The sequence below is a fragment of the Kitasatospora sp. NPDC127111 genome (assembly GCF_042677465.1).
GTDB lineage: Bacteria > Actinomycetota > Actinomycetes > Streptomycetales > Streptomycetaceae > Kitasatospora.
On the sequence record NZ_JBHXTG010000032.1, the window covers coordinates 15,897 to 36,333 of the forward strand.

21 protein-coding genes, 2 tRNA genes and 1 riboswitch are annotated in these 20,437 nt (G+C 75.0%); of the genes, 16 read left to right on the forward strand and 7 right to left on the reverse strand.

The features are described 5' to 3' along the window. Window positions 1-16: 16 nt before the first annotated feature. From ACFVHB_RS20390 to ACFVHB_RS20405, 4 genes are all read left to right on the forward strand, one after another. Window positions 17-1,297 (forward strand): PrsW family intramembrane metalloprotease, encoded by a 1,281-nt coding sequence (locus ACFVHB_RS20390; RefSeq protein ID WP_380323793.1) that lies wholly within the window; start codon window positions 17-19, stop codon window positions 1,295-1,297. A 50-nt stretch (window positions 1,298-1,347) separates the two neighbouring features. After that, window positions 1,348-1,421, forward strand: a tRNA-Met gene (locus ACFVHB_RS20395). Window positions 1,422-1,607: 186 nt separating this feature from the next. Then, window positions 1,608-2,384, forward strand: a complete 777-nt coding sequence (locus ACFVHB_RS20400; RefSeq protein ID WP_380323796.1) for a hypothetical protein — start codon at window positions 1,608-1,610, stop codon at window positions 2,382-2,384. Between the two features lie 416 nt (window positions 2,385-2,800). After that, window positions 2,801-3,874 (forward strand): hypothetical protein, encoded by a 1,074-nt coding sequence (locus ACFVHB_RS20405; protein WP_380323799.1) that lies wholly within the window; start codon window positions 2,801-2,803, stop codon window positions 3,872-3,874. Here ACFVHB_RS20405 and ACFVHB_RS20410 read toward each other — a convergent pair. The 3 genes from ACFVHB_RS20410 to ACFVHB_RS20420 all read right to left on the reverse strand — a co-directional run bounded on the left by ACFVHB_RS20410 (window position 3,822) and on the right by ACFVHB_RS20420 (window position 6,178). Further along, a complete protein-coding gene (locus ACFVHB_RS20410; protein ID WP_380323802.1) occupies window positions 3,822-4,682 on the reverse strand; it encodes a hypothetical protein in 861 nt (286 codons plus the stop codon). The genes ACFVHB_RS20405 and ACFVHB_RS20410 overlap by 53 nt on opposite strands. Before the next feature lie 88 nt (window positions 4,683-4,770). Continuing rightward, window positions 4,771-5,484, reverse strand: coding sequence for a sensor domain-containing protein (locus ACFVHB_RS20415; protein WP_380323805.1), 714 nt, complete (start codon window positions 5,482-5,484; stop codon window positions 4,771-4,773). A 112-nt stretch (window positions 5,485-5,596) separates the two neighbouring features. Continuing rightward, window positions 5,597-6,178, reverse strand: a complete 582-nt coding sequence (locus ACFVHB_RS20420; RefSeq protein WP_380323808.1) for a GNAT family N-acetyltransferase — start codon at window positions 6,176-6,178, stop codon at window positions 5,597-5,599. A 42-nt stretch (window positions 6,179-6,220) separates the two neighbouring features. Here ACFVHB_RS20420 and ACFVHB_RS20425 point away from each other — a divergent pair, with 42 nt between their 5' ends. After that, complete coding sequence (locus tag ACFVHB_RS20425; protein WP_380323811.1) at window positions 6,221-7,093, forward strand: hypothetical protein; 873 nt, start codon at window positions 6,221-6,223, stop codon at window positions 7,091-7,093. A gap of 61 nt (window positions 7,094-7,154) precedes the next feature. On the opposite strand, the gene ACFVHB_RS20430 is transcribed toward ACFVHB_RS20425, so the two are convergent. Next, a complete protein-coding gene (locus ACFVHB_RS20430) occupies window positions 7,155-8,009 on the reverse strand; it encodes a M23 family metallopeptidase (RefSeq protein WP_380323814.1) in 855 nt (284 codons plus the stop codon). Window positions 8,010-8,021: 12 nt separating this feature from the next. Next, window positions 8,022-8,180, reverse strand: a riboswitch (cyclic di-AMP (ydaO/yuaA leader). 244 nt (window positions 8,181-8,424) lie between these two features. Between ACFVHB_RS20430 and ACFVHB_RS20435 the strand changes: the two genes are divergently transcribed. From ACFVHB_RS20435 to ACFVHB_RS20445, 3 genes are all read left to right on the forward strand, one after another. Next, the gene (locus ACFVHB_RS20435; RefSeq protein ID WP_380323817.1) at window positions 8,425-8,715 is read left to right on the forward strand and encodes a YiaA/YiaB family inner membrane protein; all 291 of its coding nucleotides are present in this window, start codon (window positions 8,425-8,427) and stop codon (window positions 8,713-8,715) included. A gap of 127 nt (window positions 8,716-8,842) precedes the next feature. Next, complete coding sequence (locus ACFVHB_RS20440) at window positions 8,843-9,670, forward strand: alpha/beta fold hydrolase (RefSeq protein WP_380323820.1); 828 nt, start codon at window positions 8,843-8,845, stop codon at window positions 9,668-9,670. Window positions 9,671-9,787: 117 nt separating this feature from the next. Beyond that, complete coding sequence (locus ACFVHB_RS20445) at window positions 9,788-10,357, forward strand: TetR/AcrR family transcriptional regulator (protein WP_380323823.1); 570 nt, start codon at window positions 9,788-9,790, stop codon at window positions 10,355-10,357. Between the two features lie 88 nt (window positions 10,358-10,445). On the opposite strand, the gene ACFVHB_RS20450 is transcribed toward ACFVHB_RS20445, so the two are convergent. Further along, window positions 10,446-10,519: transfer RNA gene (locus ACFVHB_RS20450), tRNA-Ile, on the reverse strand. 195 nt (window positions 10,520-10,714) lie between these two features. Here ACFVHB_RS20450 and ACFVHB_RS20455 point away from each other — a divergent pair. The 8 genes from ACFVHB_RS20455 (at window position 10,715) to ACFVHB_RS20490 (ending at window position 18,883) form a co-directional block, all read left to right on the forward strand. After that, the gene (locus ACFVHB_RS20455) at window positions 10,715-13,006 is read left to right on the forward strand and encodes a SpoIIE family protein phosphatase (protein WP_380323826.1); all 2,292 of its coding nucleotides are present in this window, start codon (window positions 10,715-10,717) and stop codon (window positions 13,004-13,006) included. Between the two features lie 183 nt (window positions 13,007-13,189). Further along, complete coding sequence (locus ACFVHB_RS20460) at window positions 13,190-14,608, forward strand: sensor histidine kinase (protein ID WP_380323976.1); 1,419 nt, start codon at window positions 13,190-13,192, stop codon at window positions 14,606-14,608. Then, entirely contained in the window at window positions 14,592-15,005 is a 414-nt protein-coding gene (locus ACFVHB_RS20465) for a roadblock/LC7 domain-containing protein (protein WP_380323829.1), read from the forward strand. The genes ACFVHB_RS20460 and ACFVHB_RS20465 overlap by 17 nt, the downstream gene beginning before the upstream one ends. After that, complete coding sequence (locus tag ACFVHB_RS20470; protein WP_380323832.1) at window positions 15,002-15,349, forward strand: DUF742 domain-containing protein; 348 nt, start codon at window positions 15,002-15,004, stop codon at window positions 15,347-15,349. The genes ACFVHB_RS20465 and ACFVHB_RS20470 overlap by 4 nt, the downstream gene beginning before the upstream one ends. A 49-nt stretch (window positions 15,350-15,398) precedes the next feature. Further along, the gene (locus tag ACFVHB_RS20475) at window positions 15,399-15,968 is read left to right on the forward strand and encodes an ATP/GTP-binding protein (RefSeq protein ID WP_380323979.1); all 570 of its coding nucleotides are present in this window, start codon (window positions 15,399-15,401) and stop codon (window positions 15,966-15,968) included. Further along, on the forward strand, window positions 15,965-17,476 hold the full coding sequence (locus ACFVHB_RS20480; protein ID WP_380323835.1) for a cytochrome P450: 1,512 nt from the start codon (window positions 15,965-15,967) through the stop codon (window positions 17,474-17,476). The genes ACFVHB_RS20475 and ACFVHB_RS20480 overlap by 4 nt, the downstream gene beginning before the upstream one ends. Beyond that, complete coding sequence (locus ACFVHB_RS20485; protein ID WP_380323838.1) at window positions 17,440-18,549, forward strand: cytochrome P450; 1,110 nt, start codon at window positions 17,440-17,442, stop codon at window positions 18,547-18,549. Before ACFVHB_RS20480 ends, ACFVHB_RS20485 begins: the two co-directional genes overlap by 37 nt. A gap of 73 nt (window positions 18,550-18,622) precedes the next feature. Beyond that, entirely contained in the window at window positions 18,623-18,883 is a 261-nt protein-coding gene (locus ACFVHB_RS20490; protein ID WP_380323841.1) for a hypothetical protein, read from the forward strand. Window positions 18,884-19,007: 124 nt separating this feature from the next. On the opposite strand, the gene ACFVHB_RS20495 is transcribed toward ACFVHB_RS20490, so the two are convergent. Together ACFVHB_RS20495 and ACFVHB_RS20500 are read right to left on the reverse strand one after the other, a co-directional pair. Further along, window positions 19,008-19,823, reverse strand: a complete 816-nt coding sequence (locus tag ACFVHB_RS20495; protein ID WP_380323844.1) for an isocitrate lyase/phosphoenolpyruvate mutase family protein — start codon at window positions 19,821-19,823, stop codon at window positions 19,008-19,010. A 12-nt stretch (window positions 19,824-19,835) separates the two neighbouring features. Further along, window positions 19,836-20,309, reverse strand: a complete 474-nt coding sequence (locus ACFVHB_RS20500; RefSeq protein ID WP_380323847.1) for a carboxymuconolactone decarboxylase family protein — start codon at window positions 20,307-20,309, stop codon at window positions 19,836-19,838. Between the last annotated feature and the right edge of the window lie 128 nt (window positions 20,310-20,437).

Here is a 20,437-nt window from a genome sequence, read left to right on the forward strand (position 1 = left end):
GCCTACCCTGTGCCGGGTGAGCAGCCCGTCCGACGGCGGGTACCGGACCACCGTCCAGGCCGCCGCCGCCGACGCCCGAGAGATGCCCACGCGCACCGCCGGCACCCGCACCATTCCGGGGCCCCGGAGGCGCCGGGCCCACCGGATCGTGCCCGGGCCGCCCGTTCCGGCCGGGGCCGCCGGGCTCCGGCCGCCGCGGCCGACCCGCTCGGTCGCGCTCTCCTCGGTCACCGCGACCGCCGTGCTGGCACTGGCCGGCTGCGGTGTGCTGATCCTGCACCTGGTGCGCCGCCAGACCGGGACCACCGGACTGCTGGTCGGCCTCGGCCTGGCGATGATCCCGCTGCCGTTCGTGCTCGGCGGCCTCGCCTGGCTCAACCTGACCGCCCGGGTGCCGCTGCGGCACACCGTGTTCTGCCTCGGCTGGGGCGCCTTCGCGGCGACCACCGCCGCGATCCTCGCCAACGGCTGGACCAACAGCTACCTGACCGCCCACCAGGGCACGCTGGGCGAGGTGCTGGGCGCCGACCTGGTCACCCCGGTGATCGAGGAGAGCGCCAAGGGCGCCGCCCTGCTCGTCCTGCTGCTCCCGCTCGGCCAGCGGCTCCGCTGCCGCGGCCACCGCACCGACCGCCCCTGCGCGACCGTGCTGCGCCGGCTGCCCGGCCCCCGGCAGCCGCGCCCGTACGACCGGCGGCCCGCCCTGCCGCACGCCCGGGGCCGGCTGCGCCCCTACCTGCGCCCGCTGCCCTACCTGCGCCCGTACCCGCTGACCCACGACCGGCCGCGCGCCCGGGCCCGCCCCCGCACGCTGGCGGCCGGGGTCGTCCTCGGCGGGATCACCGCCTGCGGCTTCGCCTTCACCGAGAACGCGCTCTACCTGGGGCGCGCGTTCACCGACGACCAGCAGCAGCGGCTGGACAGCATCGGCCTCGGCGAGCCGCCCAGCCTGCGCGACTTCGACAGCACCGTGCAGACCTTCGTCCTGCGCGCCCTGCTCTCCCCCTTCGCCCACCCGCTGTTCACCGCGCTGACCGGGCTGGGCCTGGCCGTCACCCTCACCACCGGCCGCCGCTGGCTGGCCCGGCTGGCCGCACCGGCCGGGCTGCTGCTCGCGATGGCCCTGCACGGCACCTGGAACGCGGCCGCCGACCTCGGCACGCACGGCTTCCTGCTGGTCTACGCGCTGCTGATGGTGCCCTGCTTCGCCGCGCTGCTCTGCTTCGCCGCCTGGGCCAGGGCCCGGACCGCCCGGCACGGGGGGCGGCGTCCGAAGGTGCCGGTGCGGGCCCCCTGAAGAACCGATTTCCCATCCGCGCGACTTCCACGTATCGTTGTGTTCACCGACGCGGGGTGGAGCAGCTCGGTAGCTCGCTGGGCTCATAACCCAGAGGTCGCAGGTTCAAATCCTGTCCCCGCTACTCAGTAGCAGGAAGGCCCGGAGGACTCGTCCTCCGGGCCTTTCGCATGTCCGGGTTCCGCGAAGACCCGGCCACGAAGCGGTAACACCGGCGCACGACAAGATCCGATAAAGGCGCCGTAAAGCATACTGAGGGCACAAGTCACCCGTTCGGACGCATTTGGATGCGCCGAGTTAGGAAACACCCATGCTCTCGAAGCGCCTTGCCAGCACCGCCGCGATCTGCCTGCTCCTGGCAGCGGGCACGGCCGCGTGCGGCGACAACAAGGGCGGCGGCGACAAGGCCGCCGCCTCCGTGCCGAAGCTGGACACGGACAAGCTGAGCGCCGAGGAGATCGAGAAGCAGGCCAAGGACGCGCTGGCCGCCGCGACGTCGGTCAAGATCGTCGGCAGCATGACGGACTCCGACGGCAAGATGGCCATGGACATCGCGCTCGACACCAAGGGCCAGTGCACGGGCTCGATGAGCATGCCCGGGATGGGCAAGTTCGAGCTCATCAGCGACGGCAAGCAGTCGTTCATGAAGCCCGACCAGGAGTTCTGGAAGGCCATCGCCGGCCCGGACGGCGCGAAGGCCGCCGAGCTGTTCAAGGGCCGCTACCTGACCGGTTTCGACAACGACCAGGAGATGAAGAGCCTCGCCTCGGTCTGCAACCTGAGCGTCTTCACCAAGAAGCTCCTGGAGGAGGACGGCTCCAAGAGCACCTCCACCAAGGGCTCGGCCGGCACCGTCAACGGCCAGAAGACGTTCAGCCTCAAGAACAAGGACGCGGACGGCGAGGAGTCGACCATCCACATCGCCACCGAGGGCAAGTTCTACCCGGTGCGGGTCGAGTCGGCCGGCGGCAAGCAGACCGGCCAGATCGACTTCACCGACTACGACAAGCCGCTGACCGTGCAGGCTCCGCCGGCCGACAGCGTGGTCGACTTCTCCAAGTTCAAGGACCAGTTCAAGAGCGCCTGAACCCGCTGAGCGACGGCCTCGATAAATCCGTTGCCCTCCTTCGGGGGAGCTGCCTACAGTGGCGGCACACTGAAAGGAGGTGATCCTGAATTGAGTTCCATCAGGATGCGTGAGGTGGCTGCTCGCTAGAGCCGCCCCTGCCTGCGCAGGGCGAGGCCCCAGGCCTCCGGCAGGCGAAATCCCAAGCAGTCACCCGGCCCGTGGGCTCACCGGTACATCCCCGGTGCCTCGGCGCCCGGCCCCTCACCGGGCCGGCGCGGAGGAGCAGCCCACGGGCCGTCTGCGTTCCCGGCGGCGGAGGAGGGCGTTCCGGCCGCCCGGCCGCGGCGCTAGAGTCGGCCCGGATTCCGTAGCGGGACGGACACAGGGGGTGCGCGATGGCGGGAACGGGCCGACGGGCCGGGAGCGGGGCAGGCGTGCGCGCGGTGCGGCGCGGCGCGGCCTGGGTGCTGCCCGGGGTGGGGGCACTCGGGCTGCTGCTGTTCTCGCTCGGCCGGGAGCGGGCCTGGCAGGCGCTGGGCGGCGGCCTGGTGGTGGCCGCGGCCTCGGTGGTGCTGGGCGCCGCGCTCGGCTTCCTGTTCGGGGTGCCGCGGGCCCGGGGGGCCGGCCCCGGCGGTGAGCCGCACGGCTCGTACGCGCCGAACACCAATCTGGAGCAGGTCTCGGACTGGCTGACCAAGGTGCTGCTCGGTGTCGGGCTGACCCAGCTCGGGTCGCTCGGCGAGCGGCTGCACCAGCTCGGGTCGGCGCTGGCGCCCGCGCTGGGCGGCGGCGAGGGCGCGGTGCCGTTCGCGGCGGCGCTGGTCCTGTACTTCCTGGTGTCGGGCTTCCTGGCGGGCTGGCTGGTGACCCGGCTGGCGCTGCCGCAGGTGCTCTCCGACGCGGACCGGGCGCTGGACCTCTTCCTGGCCGGCCAGGACCGCGACCGCAAGGGCGACAAGGTGGGTGCGGACGACCTGCGGGTGCGGGCGATGCGGCACCTGGGCCTGCTGGGCGGCAGCGCGGACCGGCCGGAGCAGCTGGCCGGCCAGCTGCCCCCGAGCGTGGCGGCCGGTCCGGAGAGCGTGGTGGCCGAGGTCCGTTCGACGGCGCGGCGCTCGGCGCTCACCGCGGACCAGGTGCGCGAGCTGTTCGCGGACGGCTCCGAGGGCCGGCGGATCCAGGCGCTGGCCCTGATGCAGGGCGACCCGGCGCTGGCCGACCTCGCCAGTGTGGTGGAGGCGATCGAGCACCCGCGCTCGGGCTTCGAGCAGTACCACGCGCTGCTGGCCGCCCGCGGCCTGCTCTCCCGGCTGCCGGCCGCCGAGGCGCAGCGGCTGCGCCAGTCGGTGGCCGGCCGGCTGATGGCGCCGGACGGCATCCCGTACGGCTCGGACCGGAGCTGGCTGGCGGAGAAGATCCTGTCCCGCCTGGACGCGACGGCCGTCCCGCCGCAGCTCACCCTCCCCCGGCAGCCCGGCCCGGCCGACGAGCCCCGGCAGGACGCCTGAGACCCGGCCCGGTCGCCCCGGCGGCCCGGTCGCGGTGGTCGGCGCTGCGCAGGACCAGGACGCGGCGGCGGCGGTCGGCGCCGGTGGGCGGGAGCCGGCGGACCTCGCTGGCGATCCGGCGCTCGCCGAGGGCGTGCCGGAGCGCGTCGAGGTGGGGACAGCGGCGGCCGGCGCCGTCGTTCAGGGGGTGGACCCGCACCTCGCCGTCGGGGGCGGTCACCCGGACCAGTTCGGTCAGCGCGGCCAGCTGCCGCTCGGGGCCGAACAGTTCGGGGTAGGCGAAGATCAGGTACCCGCTGAGGGTGAGGGCGAAGGCGCCGTCGGCGAACGGGAGCCGGGGCAGCGCGGCGGCCACGTACTGCTGCGGGTGGGCCGCGGCGTCGGCGGTGAACAGCCGGCGGGCCCGGTCCCAGCTGCGCAGGTAGCGGTCACCGGGGCGGTGGCGGGCCCCGGGGTGGAGGTCGGGTCGGGCGGCCATCGCGGCGGCCATCGACGCCCGGGCGGCGAGGGCCCTGGCCGCGATCTCGGGCAGGGGCCGGGCGTACGCCGGGTCGGTGGCGATCACGTGGCAGCCCAGTTCGCGGGCCTCGGCGGTGAGGCCGGCCGCGCCGCCGGGGCAGTCGAGCAGCGGCCCGGGGAGGGCGGCGAGCTGGGCCCGGGTCAGGCCGAAGAGCCCGCAGTACTCGTCCAGCGGGCGGGAGGTGACGAGGACTCCGTCCTCTTCGGCGGCGGGACGGGCGGGACGGGCGGTGGCGGTGGCGGCGGCGACAGCGACGGTGGCGGCGCTGGGGGCGGTGGGGGCGGCCATTCGGCCATCGGAACACGGGCCGGCCCCGCCCGCATCCGGAGCGTCCGGGGACGGGCGGGGCCGGGCGCGCGGGGGTGGGCGCCGCCGGTCAGCGCCCCAGCAGGCCCCGGACGGCGAGCCGGTTGACGTTGGTGAGGCCGCGCACCAGCTGCGGGGTGAGGAAGACCAGGAACAGCCCGATCAGCGACATCCCGGCGATCTGCAGCGGCGACTGGACGTAGTAGGCGTGCTCGACGCCGTGGCCGTCCTTGAAGTCGACCACCCGGTAGCCGGGCCAGTCGGTGTAGGCCGGGAAGACCCAGTGGTAGAGCGGGTAGAGCGCGAACGACCAGCCGAGCAGCAGGAAGACCAGCGACAGCGTGAAGCTCAGGATCGCCCAGGGGAACATCAGCACCTGGTACAGCACGGCCTTCCAGCCGGCCGCGTCCGCCAGCCGGGCGGTGATCCCGCCCCACGTCCCGGGCCGCACCACCCGGACCGGCGCCGGGCCGGGCACGTCCAGCGCCAGCATGCCGCGGGCCCGGGAGCGTTCCAGCCGGCCGAAGCCGCGGGCGCCGGCGGTGAGCGCGGCCAGCACCGGCAGGCCGAGGACGGTGACGATGGTGCCGAGGCCGAGGCTGAACAGCGGGACGGCGAAGGCGAAGCCCGCGACGGCGACCGGGAGCCCGGTGAGCGTGAAGCCCAGCTCCCGGTAGTAGTAGGACGAGAACGGCGCCCGCCAGGCGTACGGCGGCTCCTGGGTACGGTAGGCGCCCTCGGGGCGGTCGTACGCGTCGCGCTGCGTGCTCTGGCTGGTGCTCATTGGCCGGGCCTCGGTCCTCGGGTCTGCGGCGGTGCCGGTCGGGCTGGTTCCACCAGGCTGTCAAAGGCGCGGGCCGGCGGACATCCGGGCCACCGGCGGACCGGGGGTGGGGTTAACCCCCCTGTCCGGGCCGGGCCGGCCACTCGTCGGCGAGCAGCGAGTACTGGAAGGCGTCGTGCCAGGCGCCGCCCCGGTACACGTCGTGCCGCACCCGGCCCTCCTGCTGGAAGCCGGCGCGGGTCAGCACCCGGGCGGAGGCCGTGTTCGCCACGTCGGCCAGGGCGGCCAGCCGGTGCAGGCCGAGCGGGCCGAACGCGAAGTCGCAGAGCAGTGCGGTGATCTCGCCCGCGTAGCCGTTGCCCCAGGTGTCGGGGCGCAGGGCGTAGCCGAGGGAGGCGGAGCCCCGGCCGCCGAGGGTGAGGGCGGCGTTGCCGATCGGGGTGGCGTCGGCCGGGTCGTCCGCGTCGGCGCGCCGGGTCACGGCGAGCCGGTAGACCGTCCGTTCCTCGCGGAGCGCCTCCTCCAGGTACTGCTCGATCTGGTCCGCGCAGTCCTCCCGGTCGCGCGGTTCGAAGGGCAGGTAGCGGGTGGCCTCCGGGTCGCCGAAGATCGCGTGCAGCGCGTCGACGTCGCCCGGGGTGTGCTGGAACTCGCGGATGGCCAGGCGGGGGCCGGTGAGTCGGACGGGGACCATGTCAGCCGACCCTACCCGGGCTTTGCGGTTACCGTACGTGACATGAACGATGAAGACCTGCGGCTCGCCCCGCGCACCAAGGCCGCCGAACTGCTCGCCTGGGCGGAGGCCGAGGGCCGGGCGCCGGTGGCCGCGGAGCCGCTGCGGGCGGTGCTGGCGCTGCTGGAGCTGGGCGAGGGCAGGATGCGCGACGGCTGGCCGGAGCTGACCTCGGACGCGGTGGAGCAGTTGCTGTACGAGCGGCTCCACCTGTACGTGCAGCCCGCGCCGGAGCAGGACCCGCTGGCGTACGGCGAGGCGGTGCGGCTGCTGATCGACCACCAGCGGGCGGTGAAGCGGCTGAACGCCAAGCGGCAGGAGCGGCTGCACGCCGAGGCCGAGTGGCAGGGCGAGGTGGCGGCCGGGCTGCTGCGCCGGGCCGATCTGGTGACCTGGCCCCGGCTGTACGCGCTGCTGCTGCACGCGCACGGCGTGGACGTCGCGGACGCGGCGGCGGTGCGGGAGTGGCTGACGGCGTTCCGGGAGCTGTCCGGGGAGGAACGGCGGGCCGGGTTCGAGGCGCTGGCGGAGGCGGGCTGGCTGGACGAGCTCGACGAGGAGGGCTGGGGTCCGGCCCGGACGCTGAGCGTGGGGATGGCCACCGACGGGGCCCGGCGGCTGCTGGAGCAGGGGCTGATGCGGCGCAGCTACCGCAACCTGGCGGAGCTGACGGCGCTGGGCCGGCCGATGCCGGACGAGCTGGCCGGGGATTTCGGCGCGTTCGAGGAGGCGGCGGCCGAGGCGGCGCTGGACCTGTGCGGGGCGTGGACGGTGCCGGGGCTGCCGAGGATGCTGCTGGCGGAGTTCCCGGACCTGGCGCCGGAGCCGGGCCAGGAGGAGATCGACGCGTACCTGGCGCAGCTGCCGCCGGAGTGAGCGTCGCGGCCCCGGCCGCCGAGCCCCTCGCGGAGGGTGACGGCCGGGGCCGGGCGGGCTGTCAGGGGGTGATGCCGCGCTGCTCGAACCAGGTCTCCGGGTCGACCGGGGCGCCGCCGCCGGGGCGCACCTCCAGGTGCAGGTGCGGGCCGGTGACGTTGCCGGTGGCGCCGACCTTGCCGAGCTGCTGGCCGGGGACGACCTTGCCGGAGCCCTTGATGATCGAGGAGAGGTGGCAGTACCAGATCTCGGTGCCGTCGGGCAGCGTCTCGACGATCCGGTAGCCGTAGGAGCCCGCCCAGCCGGCCGAGGTGATGGTGCCCTGGCCGACCGCGTACACCGGGGTGCCGGTGTCGGCGGCGAAGTCGAGACCGGTGTGCAGGTGGGCCCAGTAGGAGGCGCTCTGGCCGTAGTGGGCGGAGAGGTTGTAGTCGCGCACCGGCAGGTTGAGGGCGGCGAGCTTGGCCTTCTCGGCCTCCTCGGCGGCGCGCTTGGCCTCCTGCTGCTGGGCGGCGCGCTTGGCCTCGGCCTCCTTGGCGGCCTGGAGGCGGGCGGTCTCCTCGGCGGCGGTGCGCTGGCTGTCGGCCTGCTGCTGGATCCGGGCGGCGAGCGCGAGGCCGGGGTCGGCGGAGAGGGCGACCGGGGCCTCGTCGGGGGCCTCGACGGCGGGCGCGGCGGCCGGGGTCGCGGAGGCGAAGCCGGTGGCGCCGAGGGTGGCGGCGACGGCGGTGACGCCGAGCAGCGGCGCGGTCCCGCGGGTCTGACGCGGCATCCGGTGCCGGTTGGTCTCGGTGGCCTGCGGGGCGGCCTCGTCGGCGGGCCCGCCGGGCCCGGCACCGTACACGGGCCAGGGTTCGAGCAGCTGGGTGCCGGCTGCGGAGCCGGGCAGGTGTGCCGGAGAGTGCGTCGACGCCACGGAGGCGCGCTCCTTTCCTTCCTTCGCGCCTACCGGGTTAGCTGACGGGTTCGGAGCAGGAAGGTCTCCTACGGCTGGGCCTGGGCCCGGCCGATTCACCCCAAGGAACGTGGTTCCCCGGCTCCCTGGCCTGCCCGGAGGCCGGCCGGCGGGATTAGGCGACGGCGCACGGTGCCGTCTGGGTACGGCGTTGCGGACCGCGCTGCGTTATCAAACGTTAATCCTAGGAGCCCCTGATTCCAAGCCGTCCGTCCGGGACGAGCGGGGCCAGCACGGACCTTACGCGACCCGATGGGCGTTTTGGGGCGATTGACGACAACTCACACTACCGAACGTGATGGGACGTCAACGAACGACCGTCGTTCTGAGTACTCCTACTCATGTGCGGCCCGGCTGGCGCGACCATCCTGGCGCCATGAACGCACCGATGCAGTCACGCACCACGGCCGCGTACTTCGTCCAGGCCGTGCTCTCCTTCGCGATCTCGGGCACCGCCCTCGCGGTCGGGATCGCCTACCTCCCGGTGGGCGGCTGGACCCGGGCCTTCCTCGGGATCGGCCTGCTCTACACCGTCACCTCCTCGTTCACCCTGGCCAAGGTGATCCGCGACCGGCAGGAGACCAGCGAGATCGTCACCCGGGTCGACCAGGCCCGGCTGGAGAAGCTGCTGACCGAGCACGACCCGTTCAAGGTGGACGGCGTCTGACCGGCCGCCCGGACCGGGGCCGCCTTCAGCTTCTGCCAATAGCTTGACGGCTAAGGCTATTAGCCTTAGCTTTGTGGGTGTCGGCAGCACCGCCGACACCCGAGCCCGGCGGACCCAGGAGGCCCCCATGTCCGGCACCACCGCCCCCACCACCCAGTACCTCGACGTCACCGGCGGCCGGCTCGCCTACGACGACACCGAGCAGGGCGAGGGCGTCCCCGTCGTCCTGCTCCCCGGGATGCTGGACAGCCGGGCCGCCTACCGGCACCTGCGCCCGCTGCTGACCGCGGCCGGCCGCCGGGTGATCACCATGGACCTGCGCGGCTTCGGCGAGTCCTCGATCGTCTGGGACGACTACTCGCCGGCCGCGATCGCCACCGACGTCCTCGCCCTGCTCGACCACCTCGGCATCGAGCGCGCCGTCCTGGCCGGCAACTCGTACACCGGCGCCACCGTGGTCAAGGCCGCCGGGGACGCCCCCGAGCGGGTCGCCGGGATCGTCCTGCTGGACGCCTTCGTGGAGAACCTGCCGCCGACCGCCCTGCAGCGCGCGATGTTCGCCGTGATGGGCACGCTGCTGGTGCACTCGCCCGCGTTCTGGGGCCTCTACCACCGCAGGATGGCCTACCCGACCGCCAAGCCGGCCGACCTCGACGCGTACGTGGACGGGCTGGTCGCCGCGATGCGCACGCCCGGGCGCAGGACCGCGACCCGCGGCTACGTCCGCGGTGACTCCGCGCCCGCCGGCTGGACCGCGGCCGTGCGCTGCCCGGCCCTGGTCGTGATGGGCGGCAAGGACCCCGACTTCCCCCGGCCGGAGCTGGTCGCCGACCGGCAGGCCGCCGCGCTGCGCGCCCGCAAGGTGATGATCGAGGGAGCGGGCCACTACCCGATGGCCGACCACCCGCGGGCCACCGCCGACGCGCTGCTGACGTTCCTCGCCGAGCTGGCCTGAACCCCGCCCGCGCACCGGCCGCCCACGCACCACCCACGCGCCGGCCCACGCCCACCCACCGGCCCACGCGCCGGCCACGCGCCGCCGCCACCGCCGCCGCAACCACGGAGAACCCCCATGCCCCGCGTAGGACTCACCCCCGAGCAGGTCGTCGGCCACGCCCTCGCCCTCATCGACGAGCAGGGCCCCGAGGCCCTCACCCTGGCCGCCGTCGCCGCGCGGGCCGGAGTGGCCACTCCCTCGCTGTACAAGCACGTGAGCGGCGGGCTGGCCGAACTGCGCCGGCTGGTCGCCGTCCGGGTCACCGAGGAGCTCGCCGACCGGCTCGCCGGGGCCGCCCTCGGCCGCGGCGGGGACGACGCCGTCGCCGCCGTGCTGCGCGCCTACCACGGCTACGCCACCGAGTACCCGCACCGCTACAACGCGCTCCCCCAGGCCCCGCAGCCGGACGACGAGCTCACCCGGGCGGCGACCCGGCTGGTCGGCGTGATCATCGCGGTGCTGCGCGCGTACGGCCTCGACGGGTCGGAGGCGATCCACGCCGCCCGCGCGGTCCGCTCGGTGGCGCACGGCTTCGCCTCGCTCTCCATCGGCGGCGCCTTCCAGCTCGCGGAGGACCTCGGCGACACCCAGGACCGGCTGATCACCGTCCTCACCCACGGTCTCCGCGACTGGCCGGGGGCGTAGCACCGGGAGCGGGGGGCCGGGGCGCGTGGAACGCGGCCGGACATGCGGAAGGGCCCGGAGCGTGATCGCTCCGGGCCCTTCGACGCGGTGGGCCTAACAGGACTTGAACCTGTGGCCTCTTCCTTATCAGGGAAGCGCTCTAACCGTCTGAGCTATAGGCCCGCGTCGACAGCACAGTCTACTCGACCGCGGGACCAGGTCCCGACGCGGAGGACCGGCGCCCCGGGACCGGGTGCGGCGCCGCGGGACCGGGTGCGGCGCCGCGGGACCGGGTGCGGCGCCCGGATCACCATTCGCCGCCATGAGAAATAAGGTATTAAGAATTGAGTGTCCGATAAGACACCGCCGGAGGATCCCATGGACCTGTCCTCGCCGTGGCTTCCCCCCTCCGAGGACGAGAGCCGGACGCCGCGCAGCAGCCCCACCGCGCGCAGCGCCATGCGCTGCGTCCGCTTACTGCTCGGCTGCTCCAGTGCCGCCGAACTCCTGGGCACGGTCCTCGCCGAGGGCCCGAGCTGGATCACCGGTGAGGGCTCCGCGCTCTACCTGCTCGACTCCGCCGGCATGCTCCGGCTCACCGCCTCGCACGGCCTGCCCGACTGGGCCCACGAGCGCTACAGCGTGGTCGACCCGGCCGGCGACCTGCCCGCCGCGATGGCGCTCCGCCTGCGCCGCCCCTACCTGCTCAGCCCCGAGCGCACCAGCGTCGACTACCCCAACCGCAACACCGGGATGGGCACCGGCATGGTCGCCATCATCACCCTGCCGATGATCGTCGACGCGCAGCCGATCGGGGTGCTGGCGCTCGCCCTCGCCCACCGGGGCACCGTCCCGCGCCGCGACCTCGACGTCCTGGAGACGCTCGCCGACGCCTGCGCCCACCGGCTCTCCCACCTGCTCGACCACGCGCACGCCGAGACCCGGGTGCCCCGGGGCGTCCGCCCCGGGCCCGCCGCGGGGACGGCGGGGGACGCCCCGGACCGGGCCGCCGGGCTGGCCCACCCGATGCTCTCGCTCGCCGTCCGCTCCGCCGGGCACGGCGCCTTCGAGCGCGACCTGGTCACCGGCGAGACCTTCTGGGACACCCAGGCCTACCGGGTGGTGGGCCAGCCGCCGCCCGCCGAGGGCTCCCCGGCCGGCGCGCCCGACCTCGACCGGATCGTCCACCCGGAGGACCTGCCGGACGTCCAGGCCGCCCTGGCCGAGGCCCTCGCCACCGGCGGCCCGTACCGGATCAGGTACCGGGTGCTGCGGCGGGGCGGCGGCGTGGTGCGGATAGAGGAGACCGGAGAGGTGATGCTGGACGTGCACCGGCGCCCGGTCCGGATCGCCGGGCTGCTCGCCGACCGGGACCGCGCCCGTACCGCCGGGGAGGGCCCGGCGGCCGACGAACCGGGCGACTCCCCGACGGCCGGGGCCCGCTCGGCGCTGCTGCTGGCGCTCACCCGGGCGCTGTCCCGCGCGATCACCGTCCGGGACGTCACGACGACGGTGACCGACATCGCCGGCCCGGCGTTCGGCGCCGCCAGCATCGTGCTCGACCTGGTGGACGAGGGCCGGCTGCTGCCCGTCTCGCACACCGTCTACGGCGGGCCGCGCCGCACCGAGCTGACCCGGCTGGCCGACCTCTCCGAGGGCGTGATGCAGCACTCGCTGGCCCGGGCGGCCCCGCTGTTCAGCGAACCGGGCGGCGGCGGGCGCGGCGGGGAGAACGGCCCGCTCACGCCGGCCGCCTGGGCGGTGCTGCCGCTGGTCGCCTCGGGGCGGCAGGTCGGCTCCTGCCTGATCACCTTCGCCACCGAGCGGGTCTTCGGCCGCGAGGACCGCACCCTCTACTCGGCGTTCGCCGGGGTCCTGGCGCAGTCCCTGGAGCGCGCCCGGCTGTACGACACCCACCACCACCGGGCCACCGAGCTGCAGCGCGCGATGCTGCCGCGCACCCTGCCGCGGCTGCCCGGGATCGCCAGCGCCGCCCGCTACCTGCCCAGCACCGAGGGGATGCAGATCGGCGGCGACTGGTACGACCTGCTCCGGCTGCCGGACGGGAAGATCGGCCTGGTGATCGGCGACGTCCAGGGCCACAACGCCGAGGCCACCGCGGTGATGGGCCAGCTGCGCAGCGCCCTGCGGGCGTACGCCACCGACGGGCACGACCCGGCGGCCACGCTGGCCCGCACCGGCCGGCTGCTCTCCGGGCTGGACACCGACCTCTTCGCCACCTGCCTCTACCTGACCCTCGACCCGGCCGACGGCACCCTGCGGGCGGCCCGGGCCGGGCACCCGTCGCCGGTGCGGATCACCGCGGAGGCCGAGGCCGTCGAGCTGGACCTGCCGGGCGGCCCGCCGTTGGGCGTGGACCCGGGGGTGCCGTACCAGCTGTCGGTCGGCCACCTGTCGGCCGGCGAGACGCTGCTGGTGTACACGGACGGGCTGGTCGAGGACCGCGCGGAGGACTACGACGAGTCGGTGCAGCGGATGCTGGGCGGGCTGGAGCTCTGGGCCCGGCAGGCCGGCCCGGTCCGGATCGGCCCGGCGCCGGCCCTGGAGCGGCTGGCCGACCTGCTCACCCTCAACGTGACCGAGCGCCGCTCGCGCCCGGACGACGTGGCGCTCCTGCTGCTGCACCGGATGGCAGCAGTGCCCCGGTAGGGGCCCCGGAGGCGCGGCGCCAACCCGACCGCGACACCCCGCCCCGCGCCCCCCGGAGGCGTGCGGGCGACGACCTGACGTCTGATTGACGCCGTCTTGCCGGGATATTGACGAGATCCGGTCACATGGCGAGATCCGTTCACGCCTTCGTAGGATCATCACCCTAGAATTCGCCGCGTGACGATGACTCAGTGGTGTGCCGCGGCAGCCGGCGTGCTCGCCGCCCTCGCCCTGGTGGCCGCCGCCCGCTACCGCGCGGTGTCCGCCACCCAGCGCCGTCGCAACGACCGCCAGCAGCGCGAACTCGCCCGCCTGCGGGAGCAGCTCACCGCCGAACTGGCCCGCCGCGGCACCGAACTGGCCGCCGTGCAGCAGGAACAGGAGCTCAACGCCTCCACCCAGCGGGCCTTCCTCAGCGTGGCCCGCCGGATCCTCGTCATGGCGCACGACCAGCAGGCCCTGCTCGACGAGATGGAACGCACCCACGACGACCCCGCGCTGCTGGAGGGCCTGCTCAAGGCGGACCACGCCGCCGCCCAACAGGCCCGCCTCGCCCAGACCCTGGCCGTCCTGTGCGGCGCCCGGGCCGGGCGGCACTGGCCCGAACCGGTCTCGCTGGAGGACGTGGTGCGCGGCGCCCAGTCGCGCATCCTGCCCTTCCAGCGGGTGGTGGTCCGCAGCCGGATCGAGACCGCCGTGGTCGGCGCCGCCGCCGAGGCGCTGATCCACGCCGTGGCCGAACTGCTGGACAACGCCACCCGCTACTCCCCGCCCAGCACCCAGGTGTTCGTCACCCTGATGCCGGTGCACAACGGTGCCGTCATCGAGATCGACGACGGTGGCGTCGGGATGCCCGAGCAGGCCGTCGCCAAGGCCGCCTCCGCGCTGGCCGGCGGCTCCGCGCTGGAGGTCTCCCGCCTCGGCGAGGTACCGCAGTTGGGCCTCGCGGCGGTCGGCCGGCTCGCCGAGCAGTACGGGTTCCGGGTCACCCTCAGCTCCGCGCCCTCACCGTACGGCGGGGTGCGGGTCGTGGTGCTGCTGCCGAACGCGCTGCTCACCGAACCGCTCCCGCCGACCGTCCCGGGGCTCGGCCCCGACGACCCGGCGTTCACCCCCGTGCCGCACCGGGTCGCGGCCCCCCGGCACCCGTCCGCGCCCTCGGCCGGCCACCCCGCGGTCACCGGCCGACTCCCCGGCTCCGGACACCACCTGGACGCCGGCCACCCCCTGGACGCCGGCCACCCCCTGGTGGAGACCCCGCCGACCGACCGGCGACCCCCCACGGCCGGCCCCGCCGCTCCACCACCGCTGCCCCGCCGGAGCCACCGGCGCGACCGCGCCCACCGCCGTACCGCGCCGGCCGCCGCCCCGCCGGCACCCCCGCCGTACCGCTCGGCGCAGGACGCCCAGGCGTTCATGACGATGTTCCAGGCCGGGACCGCCAACGGCCGTTCGGCCGCCCGGGCCCGGGCCCAGATCCACGCCCGGGCGCAGGCCCAGGCACCGGCGCAGGCCCAGGCACCCGCGCAGCACGATCCTTACCCGCCCGCTTCCCCCCAGCTTCCCCAGCGCTCCGGAGAGTTCCATGACCACCACCCCTGATCTCGGCTGGCTGCTCGCCGACATCGTCTCCGTCCCCGAGGTCCGGCACGCCGTCGTGGTGTCCAACGACGGGCTGGAGATCGGCCGCAGCGCGGGCATCGTGCGCGAGGACGCCGAGCGGCTCGCCGCCGCCTGCTCGGGCCTGCAGTCGCTGGCCCGCGGCGTCGCCCAGGGCTTCGGCGGCCAGAACAGCGCGACCCGCCAGATCATCATCGAGTACGGCGGCGGCTACCTCTTCATCGTCGCCGCCGGGGCCGGCGCCCACCTGGCCGTGGTGACCGGCGAGGCCGTCGACGCCGGCCTGGTCGCCTACCAGATGCAGGTCCTGGTCGAGCGGATCGGCACCCACCTCACCAGCCCGCCGCGCGTCGATCACGCGGCGGGGGGCCAGCGGTGAACGGGCCGGTCCGGCCCTACGTGATCTCCGGCGGCCGGAGCCGGCCCACCCGGGCCGCGCTCGCGGTCGAGAGCCTGGTCAGCGCGTTACCGGACCGGCCCGAACTGCCCGAGGACGTGCTGCTCAACCGCGAGCACCAACGGATCCTGGACCTCTGCCGCAGCCTGCTGTCGATCGCCGAGGTGGCGGCCCACCTGGGGCTGCCGCTCGGCATCGTCAAGGTGCTGGTCGGCGACCTCTGGGACCTCGGCGCCGTCCAGGTGCTCCCGCCCGTCCCGCAGGCCGAGCGCCTGCCCACAACCCTCCTGGAAGAGGTGCTCGTTGGCCTCCGCCAACTCCGCTGAAGCCCCTGCCGGCCCGACCGCCGCCGGAGCCCCCGGTGAGCCGCAGTACCTGCCGTCCTCGGTGCAGGGTGCGGTGAAGATCCTGGTCACCGGGCCCTTCGGGGTCGGCAAGACCACCCTGGTCGGCTCGCTCAGCGAGATCACGCCGCTGCGCACCGAGGAGACCATGACGGCCGCCAGCAGCGGCATCGACGACCTCACCGGCCGCGGCGACAAGTCCACCACCACCGTCGCGCTGGACTTCGGCCGGATCACGCTCAACCCGCGGCTCGCCCTGTACCTCTTCGGCACACCCGGCCAGCAGCGGTTCTGGCCGCTCTGGGACGACCTGTCGCGCGGCGCGCTCGGCGCCATCGCCATGGTGGACCTGCGCCGCCCGGACGAGAGCTTCGACGTGCTCGGGCGGCTGGAGGAGCAGCAGATCCCGTTCGCGGTGGCCGTCAACACCTTCCCCGACTCGCCGAGTTACCCCGAGGACGAGCTGCGCTCGGCGCTCGACGTGCTGCCCGAGGTGCCGATCCTGTACTGCGACGCGCGGGACCGGCGGGCCGCGTACGACCTGCTGATCGACTTCGTCGGCCACCTGCACGCGACCTCCGTCCTGGAGCTGCAACGATGACGACTCCCGAGCCCGGTACGGCCGTTCCGCCGCTCGCGCCGCCGCCCGGCTGCCCGGCGCACGCCGGGGGCGGCTCGGTGGTCGGCGGGCCGCCGGCCGGCGGCCGGCTGCCCGCCGGGGCGCCGCTGACGCCGTTGTACGGCGCCGCCGTCGCCGACGACCCGCACGGCCTGTACGCCCGGCTGCGCGACCGCTACGGCCCGGTGGCTCCCATCGAGCTGGAGCCCGGGGTCGAGGCCTGGCTCGTCCTCGGCTACCCCGAGCTGCTCGAACTCACCCGCAACGAGGCGCTGTTCTCCAAGGACTCGCGCCGCTGGCGGGTCCCCGCCGAGGGCCGGCTCGCCGCCGACTCCCGGCTGCTGCCGATGACCTCCTGGCGGCCCACCCTGCTCAACCTGGACGGCGCCGAGCACCAGCGGCTGCGCGCCGCCGTCGCCGACACGCTGGCCCAGATCGACCACCGCCAGCTGCGCGAGACCACCGAGGCCGCCGCCGACGCCCTGATCGACGGCTGGGGCCCGGACGGCACCGCCGACCTGATCGCCCAGTACGCGCGCCGGCTGCCGCTGCTGGTCTTCACCCAGCTGCTCGGCCTGCCCGCCGAGGCCGGCCCGCACCTGGTCGAGCTGATCAGCCACTTCGTGGACAGCAGCGAGAAGTCGGTCCGGGCCAACGCGGAGTTCCAGGCGATCCTGGTCGACCTGGTCCGGCGCCGCCGCGCCGTCCCCGGCGCCGACCTCACCTCGTGGCTGCTGGCCCACCCGGCCGCGCTGACCGACGAGGAGGCGGTGCACCACCTGGTGGTGCTGATGGTCGCGGGCAACGAGACCAGCATCAACTGGACCGGCAACACCCTGCGGCTGCTGCTCACCGACCGCCGGTTCCGGGCCACCCTCACCGGCGGCCGGCTCACCGTCTCCGACGCGCTGGAGGAGGTGCTCTGGCGCGACCCGCCGACGCAGAACTTCCCCGGCCGCTGGGCCACCGGCGACACCGTCCTCGGCGGCCAGTACATCAGCGCCGGCGACCTGCTCGTCCTCGGCCTGGCCGCGGCCAACGCCGACCCGGCCGCCCAGGGCACCGCCTCCGCCGGGCACGTCACCCTCGGCGGCAACCGGGCGCACCTGGCCTGGGGCGCCGGGAAGCACGTCTGCCCGGCCCAGCACCCGGCCCGGATCATCGTCGAGACCGCCGTCGAGACCCTGCTGCACCGCCTGCCCGACCTCCAGCTGGCCGTGCCGCCGGGCGAGTTGGCCTGGCGCCCGTCGCCGTGGTCACGCGCCCTGGTCAGCCTGCCGGTGCTCTACAGCGCCTTCACCCCGCCCCGCCCGCCAGCCCCCGAGAGGCCCGCATGGACACCGCCACCCGTGGACCCGAGCAGCCCCGAACCGAGCCCGTCCGGCTCGACCCCTTCGGACGCGACCAGCACGGCGAGAACGCCCGACTCCGCGCCGCCGGCCCGGCGGTCCTGGTGGAACTCCCTGGCGGGGTGGTGGTCTGGGCGATAACCCACCACGACACCCTGCAGGAGCTGCTGGCCGATCCGCGGGTCGGGAAGAATCCACAGCTGTGGACGACGTTCACCGAGGGCCGGCTGCCCGAGGGCTGGCCCCTGCTGAACTTCGTCACCGTGCCCGGCATGATCAGCGTCGACGGCGCGGACCACCGGCGGCTGCGCGGTCTGGTCAGCCAGGCCTTCACCCCGCGCCGGATCGCCGAGCTGCAGCCCGCGATCGAGGCCCGGACCACCGCGCTGCTGGACGGCGTCGCCCGCCTGGAGGGCGCGTTCGACCTGCGCGAGCACTTCGCCTACCCGCTGCCGATGCAGGTCATCGGCGAGCTGCTCGGCCTGCCGCCCAAGCAGCAGGACGAACTGCACGAGCTCTCCGACACCCTGGTCTCCAGCTCCGCCACCCCCGAGGCCGCCGTCGCCGCCCAGCGGGGCCTGCACGCGCTGCTCGCCTCCGTCGTCGCGGCCAAGCGCGCCGAGCCCGGCGACGACCTCACCACCGACCTGATCGCCGCCAGGGAGGCCGACGACCGGCTCAGCGAGGCCGAGTTGGTGGGCACCCTGCTGCTGATGCTGGTGGCCGGCCACGAGACCACGCTCAACCTGATCACCAACGCCGTCCGCGCGCTGCTCGCCCACCCCGACCAGCTGCGGCTGGTGCTGGACGGCACCGTCGGGTGGTCCGCGGTGGTCGAGGAGACGCTCCGGTACGACTCGCCGGTCGGCCAGTTCCCGATGCGGTACGCCGCCGAGGACATCCAGGTCGGGAATGTCGTCATCCGGCGCGGCGAGGCGCTGCTCGCCTCGTACGCCTCCGCCGGCCGCGACTCCGGCCACCACGAGGACGCCGACCGCTTCGACGTCACCCGGCAGCCGAACCGGCACCTGTCGCTCGGCCACGGCCCGCACTTCTGCCTCGGCTCCGGGCTCGCCCGGATGGAGGCCGAGACGGCCCTGCGGTTCCTGTTCGAGCGGTTCCCCGGGCTGGCCCTGGCGGAGGACGGCCCGGCGCCCGAGCCGATCGGGTCGTTCATCAGCAACAGCGTGCGGACGCTGCGGGTGACGGTGTGAGGGTTCGCCGGAGATGAGGCCGCCGGCGGGGTCGCCGGGGTGACCTGAGGGCGGCCGGGTCGTTTGGCGTTCCATGAAGAAACTCGCCACCCTGGCCGCCCTCACCATGGCGGGCCTCGCCCTGGCCGCCCCCGCCGCGTCCGCCGCCAGCTCGGTCGCCTCCCAGCCCGACGCCCTGGACGGCCTCTCCAGCGGCCTCAACCTCTCCCCCACCGACCTGGCGCTCCACGAGGCCGGCAAGCTGCCGCTGGTCGGCCACGCCGCCCAGCAGGTGGAGGCCGTCGGCACCGGCCAGATGGAGCACCCGGGGATCAGCGGGCAGGTGCTGAACTGATCCGGAACACCCCGCGCTGAGCGGTCCGCCCGCGCACCGAGGCCGTCGGCCCGGCGGCCGAGCGGTCCGCCACGCACCGGGCGACCGGCCCGGGCGCACCCCCGAACGTGCCCGGGCCGGCTGCTCAGCCCTCGGCGAGGGCGTTCAGCTCCGGGTAGCTGAGCCCGCCGTCGAGCGCCGTGTAGGTGCCCGCCGTGTAGACCTCCTCGGCGGCCCGGCGCACCGCCGCGTACGCCGCCTTGGCCAGGCCCGGCCCCAGGCTGACCCGGGCCACGCCCAGCTTCGCCAGCTCCGGCACGGACGGCGAGCCCGGGCCCGCCAGCACGTTCAGCGGCGCCGGGACGGCCGCGACCAGCGCCGCGATCGTCTCCGGATCCTCCACCCCGGGCACGAACACCCCGTCCGCTCCCGCCTCGACGTACGCGCGCAGCCGCCGGACCGCCTCGTCCAGGCGGCCCGCCGGGTCCCCGATCCCGCGGAGGAAGACGTCGGTGCGGCCGTTGACGAAGAGGTCGACCCCGGCCCGGTCCCCGGCCGCCCGGGCCGCCGCGATCCGCTCGGCGGCCTCGTCGGCCGGCCGGGCCGCGTCCTCCAGGTTGACGCCCACGGCGCCGGTCGCGAGCAGGGCCGCCACCGTCCCGCCGACCTCGGCGGCGGTGGCCCCGAACCCGGTCTCCAGGTCCGCCGTGACCGGCAGCCCGACCGAGCGCACGATCAGCGCGGTCTGGGCGAGCACCTCCTCCCGGTCGGCGGCGTCGCCGTCCGCGCTGCCGAGCGTCCAGGACACGCTCGCGCTGGCCGTGGCGATCGCCCGGGCCCCGGCCGCCGCGACCAGCCGGGCACCCAGCGCGTCCCAGACGTTGGCGAGCACCAACGGCTCGCCGGGGCGGTGGAGTTCGCGCAGCGTCCGGGCCTTCTCCTGCTGCTGGGTCAGTGTCATGCCGGTTCCCCTCTACTTCACGGCCGGGCTGAGGCGGGAGGTCACGCCGATCCGGTTCCAGGCGTTGATGGTGATGATCAGGGTGATCAGCTGCGCCAGCTCGGCCTGCTCGAACTGCGCGGCGGCCTCGTCGTAGACGGCGTCCGGGACGTGCCCCCGGGTCAGCAGGGTGATCGACTCGGTCAGCGCGAGGGCGGCCCGCTCCTTCGCCGTGAACCACGAGGTCTCGCGCCAGGCCGGGAGGGAGAGCAGCCGGTGGTTCCGCTCGCCGTTCTCCAGCGCGTCGGTGGAGTGCATGTCGATGCAGAAGGCACAGCCGTTGAGCATCGAGGCGTGCACCTTGACCAGCTCGGCGAGCACCGGGTCGACGCCCTTCCGCGAGGCGCGCTCCAGGCCGGCCATGGCCCGGTAGAACTCGGGGGCGAGGTCGGGGAGCGAGATCCGCTGCTCGGGGGCGGGCACGGTGGCGTTCTCGGTCGTCGTCATGCGGCCACCCTAGGCGGGGAGTGGACTGCCGCTCCGGCACATTCGGGCGGGGAGATCGTGGGCCACTCGGGGACGTCGGGTCGGCGGTGCCGCGGGCCGGTGGCGGCTTGCCCGAGTGTGGCACGGCG

Excerpts from the sequence above, each read along its gene's own strand:
- ACFVHB_RS20400 (WP_380323796.1), top strand. The coding sequence starts at position 1,608 with ATGCTCTCGAAGCGCCTTGCCAGCACCGCCGCGATCTGCCTGCTCCTG.
- ACFVHB_RS20410 (WP_380323802.1), bottom strand. The coding sequence starts at position 4,682 with ATGGCCGCCCCCACCGCCCCCAGCGCCGCCACCGTCGCTGTCGCCGCC.
- ACFVHB_RS20415 (WP_380323805.1), bottom strand. The coding sequence starts at position 5,484 with ATGAGCACCAGCCAGAGCACGCAGCGCGACGCGTACGACCGCCCCGAG.
- ACFVHB_RS20420 (WP_380323808.1), bottom strand. The coding sequence starts at position 6,178 with ATGGTCCCCGTCCGACTCACCGGCCCCCGCCTGGCCATCCGCGAGTTC.
- ACFVHB_RS20425 (WP_380323811.1), top strand. The coding sequence starts at position 6,221 with ATGAACGATGAAGACCTGCGGCTCGCCCCGCGCACCAAGGCCGCCGAA.
- ACFVHB_RS20435 (WP_380323817.1), top strand. The coding sequence starts at position 8,425 with ATGAACGCACCGATGCAGTCACGCACCACGGCCGCGTACTTCGTCCAG.
- ACFVHB_RS20440 (WP_380323820.1), top strand. The coding sequence starts at position 8,843 with ATGTCCGGCACCACCGCCCCCACCACCCAGTACCTCGACGTCACCGGC.
- ACFVHB_RS20445 (WP_380323823.1), top strand. The coding sequence starts at position 9,788 with ATGCCCCGCGTAGGACTCACCCCCGAGCAGGTCGTCGGCCACGCCCTC.
- ACFVHB_RS20455 (WP_380323826.1), top strand. The coding sequence starts at position 10,715 with ATGGACCTGTCCTCGCCGTGGCTTCCCCCCTCCGAGGACGAGAGCCGG.
- ACFVHB_RS20460 (WP_380323976.1), top strand. The coding sequence starts at position 13,190 with ATGACTCAGTGGTGTGCCGCGGCAGCCGGCGTGCTCGCCGCCCTCGCC.
- ACFVHB_RS20465 (WP_380323829.1), top strand. The coding sequence starts at position 14,592 with ATGACCACCACCCCTGATCTCGGCTGGCTGCTCGCCGACATCGTCTCC.
- ACFVHB_RS20480 (WP_380323835.1), top strand. The coding sequence starts at position 15,965 with ATGACGACTCCCGAGCCCGGTACGGCCGTTCCGCCGCTCGCGCCGCCG.
- ACFVHB_RS20490 (WP_380323841.1), top strand. The coding sequence starts at position 18,623 with ATGAAGAAACTCGCCACCCTGGCCGCCCTCACCATGGCGGGCCTCGCC.
- ACFVHB_RS20495 (WP_380323844.1), bottom strand. The coding sequence starts at position 19,823 with ATGACACTGACCCAGCAGCAGGAGAAGGCCCGGACGCTGCGCGAACTC.
- ACFVHB_RS20500 (WP_380323847.1), bottom strand. The coding sequence starts at position 20,309 with ATGACGACGACCGAGAACGCCACCGTGCCCGCCCCCGAGCAGCGGATC.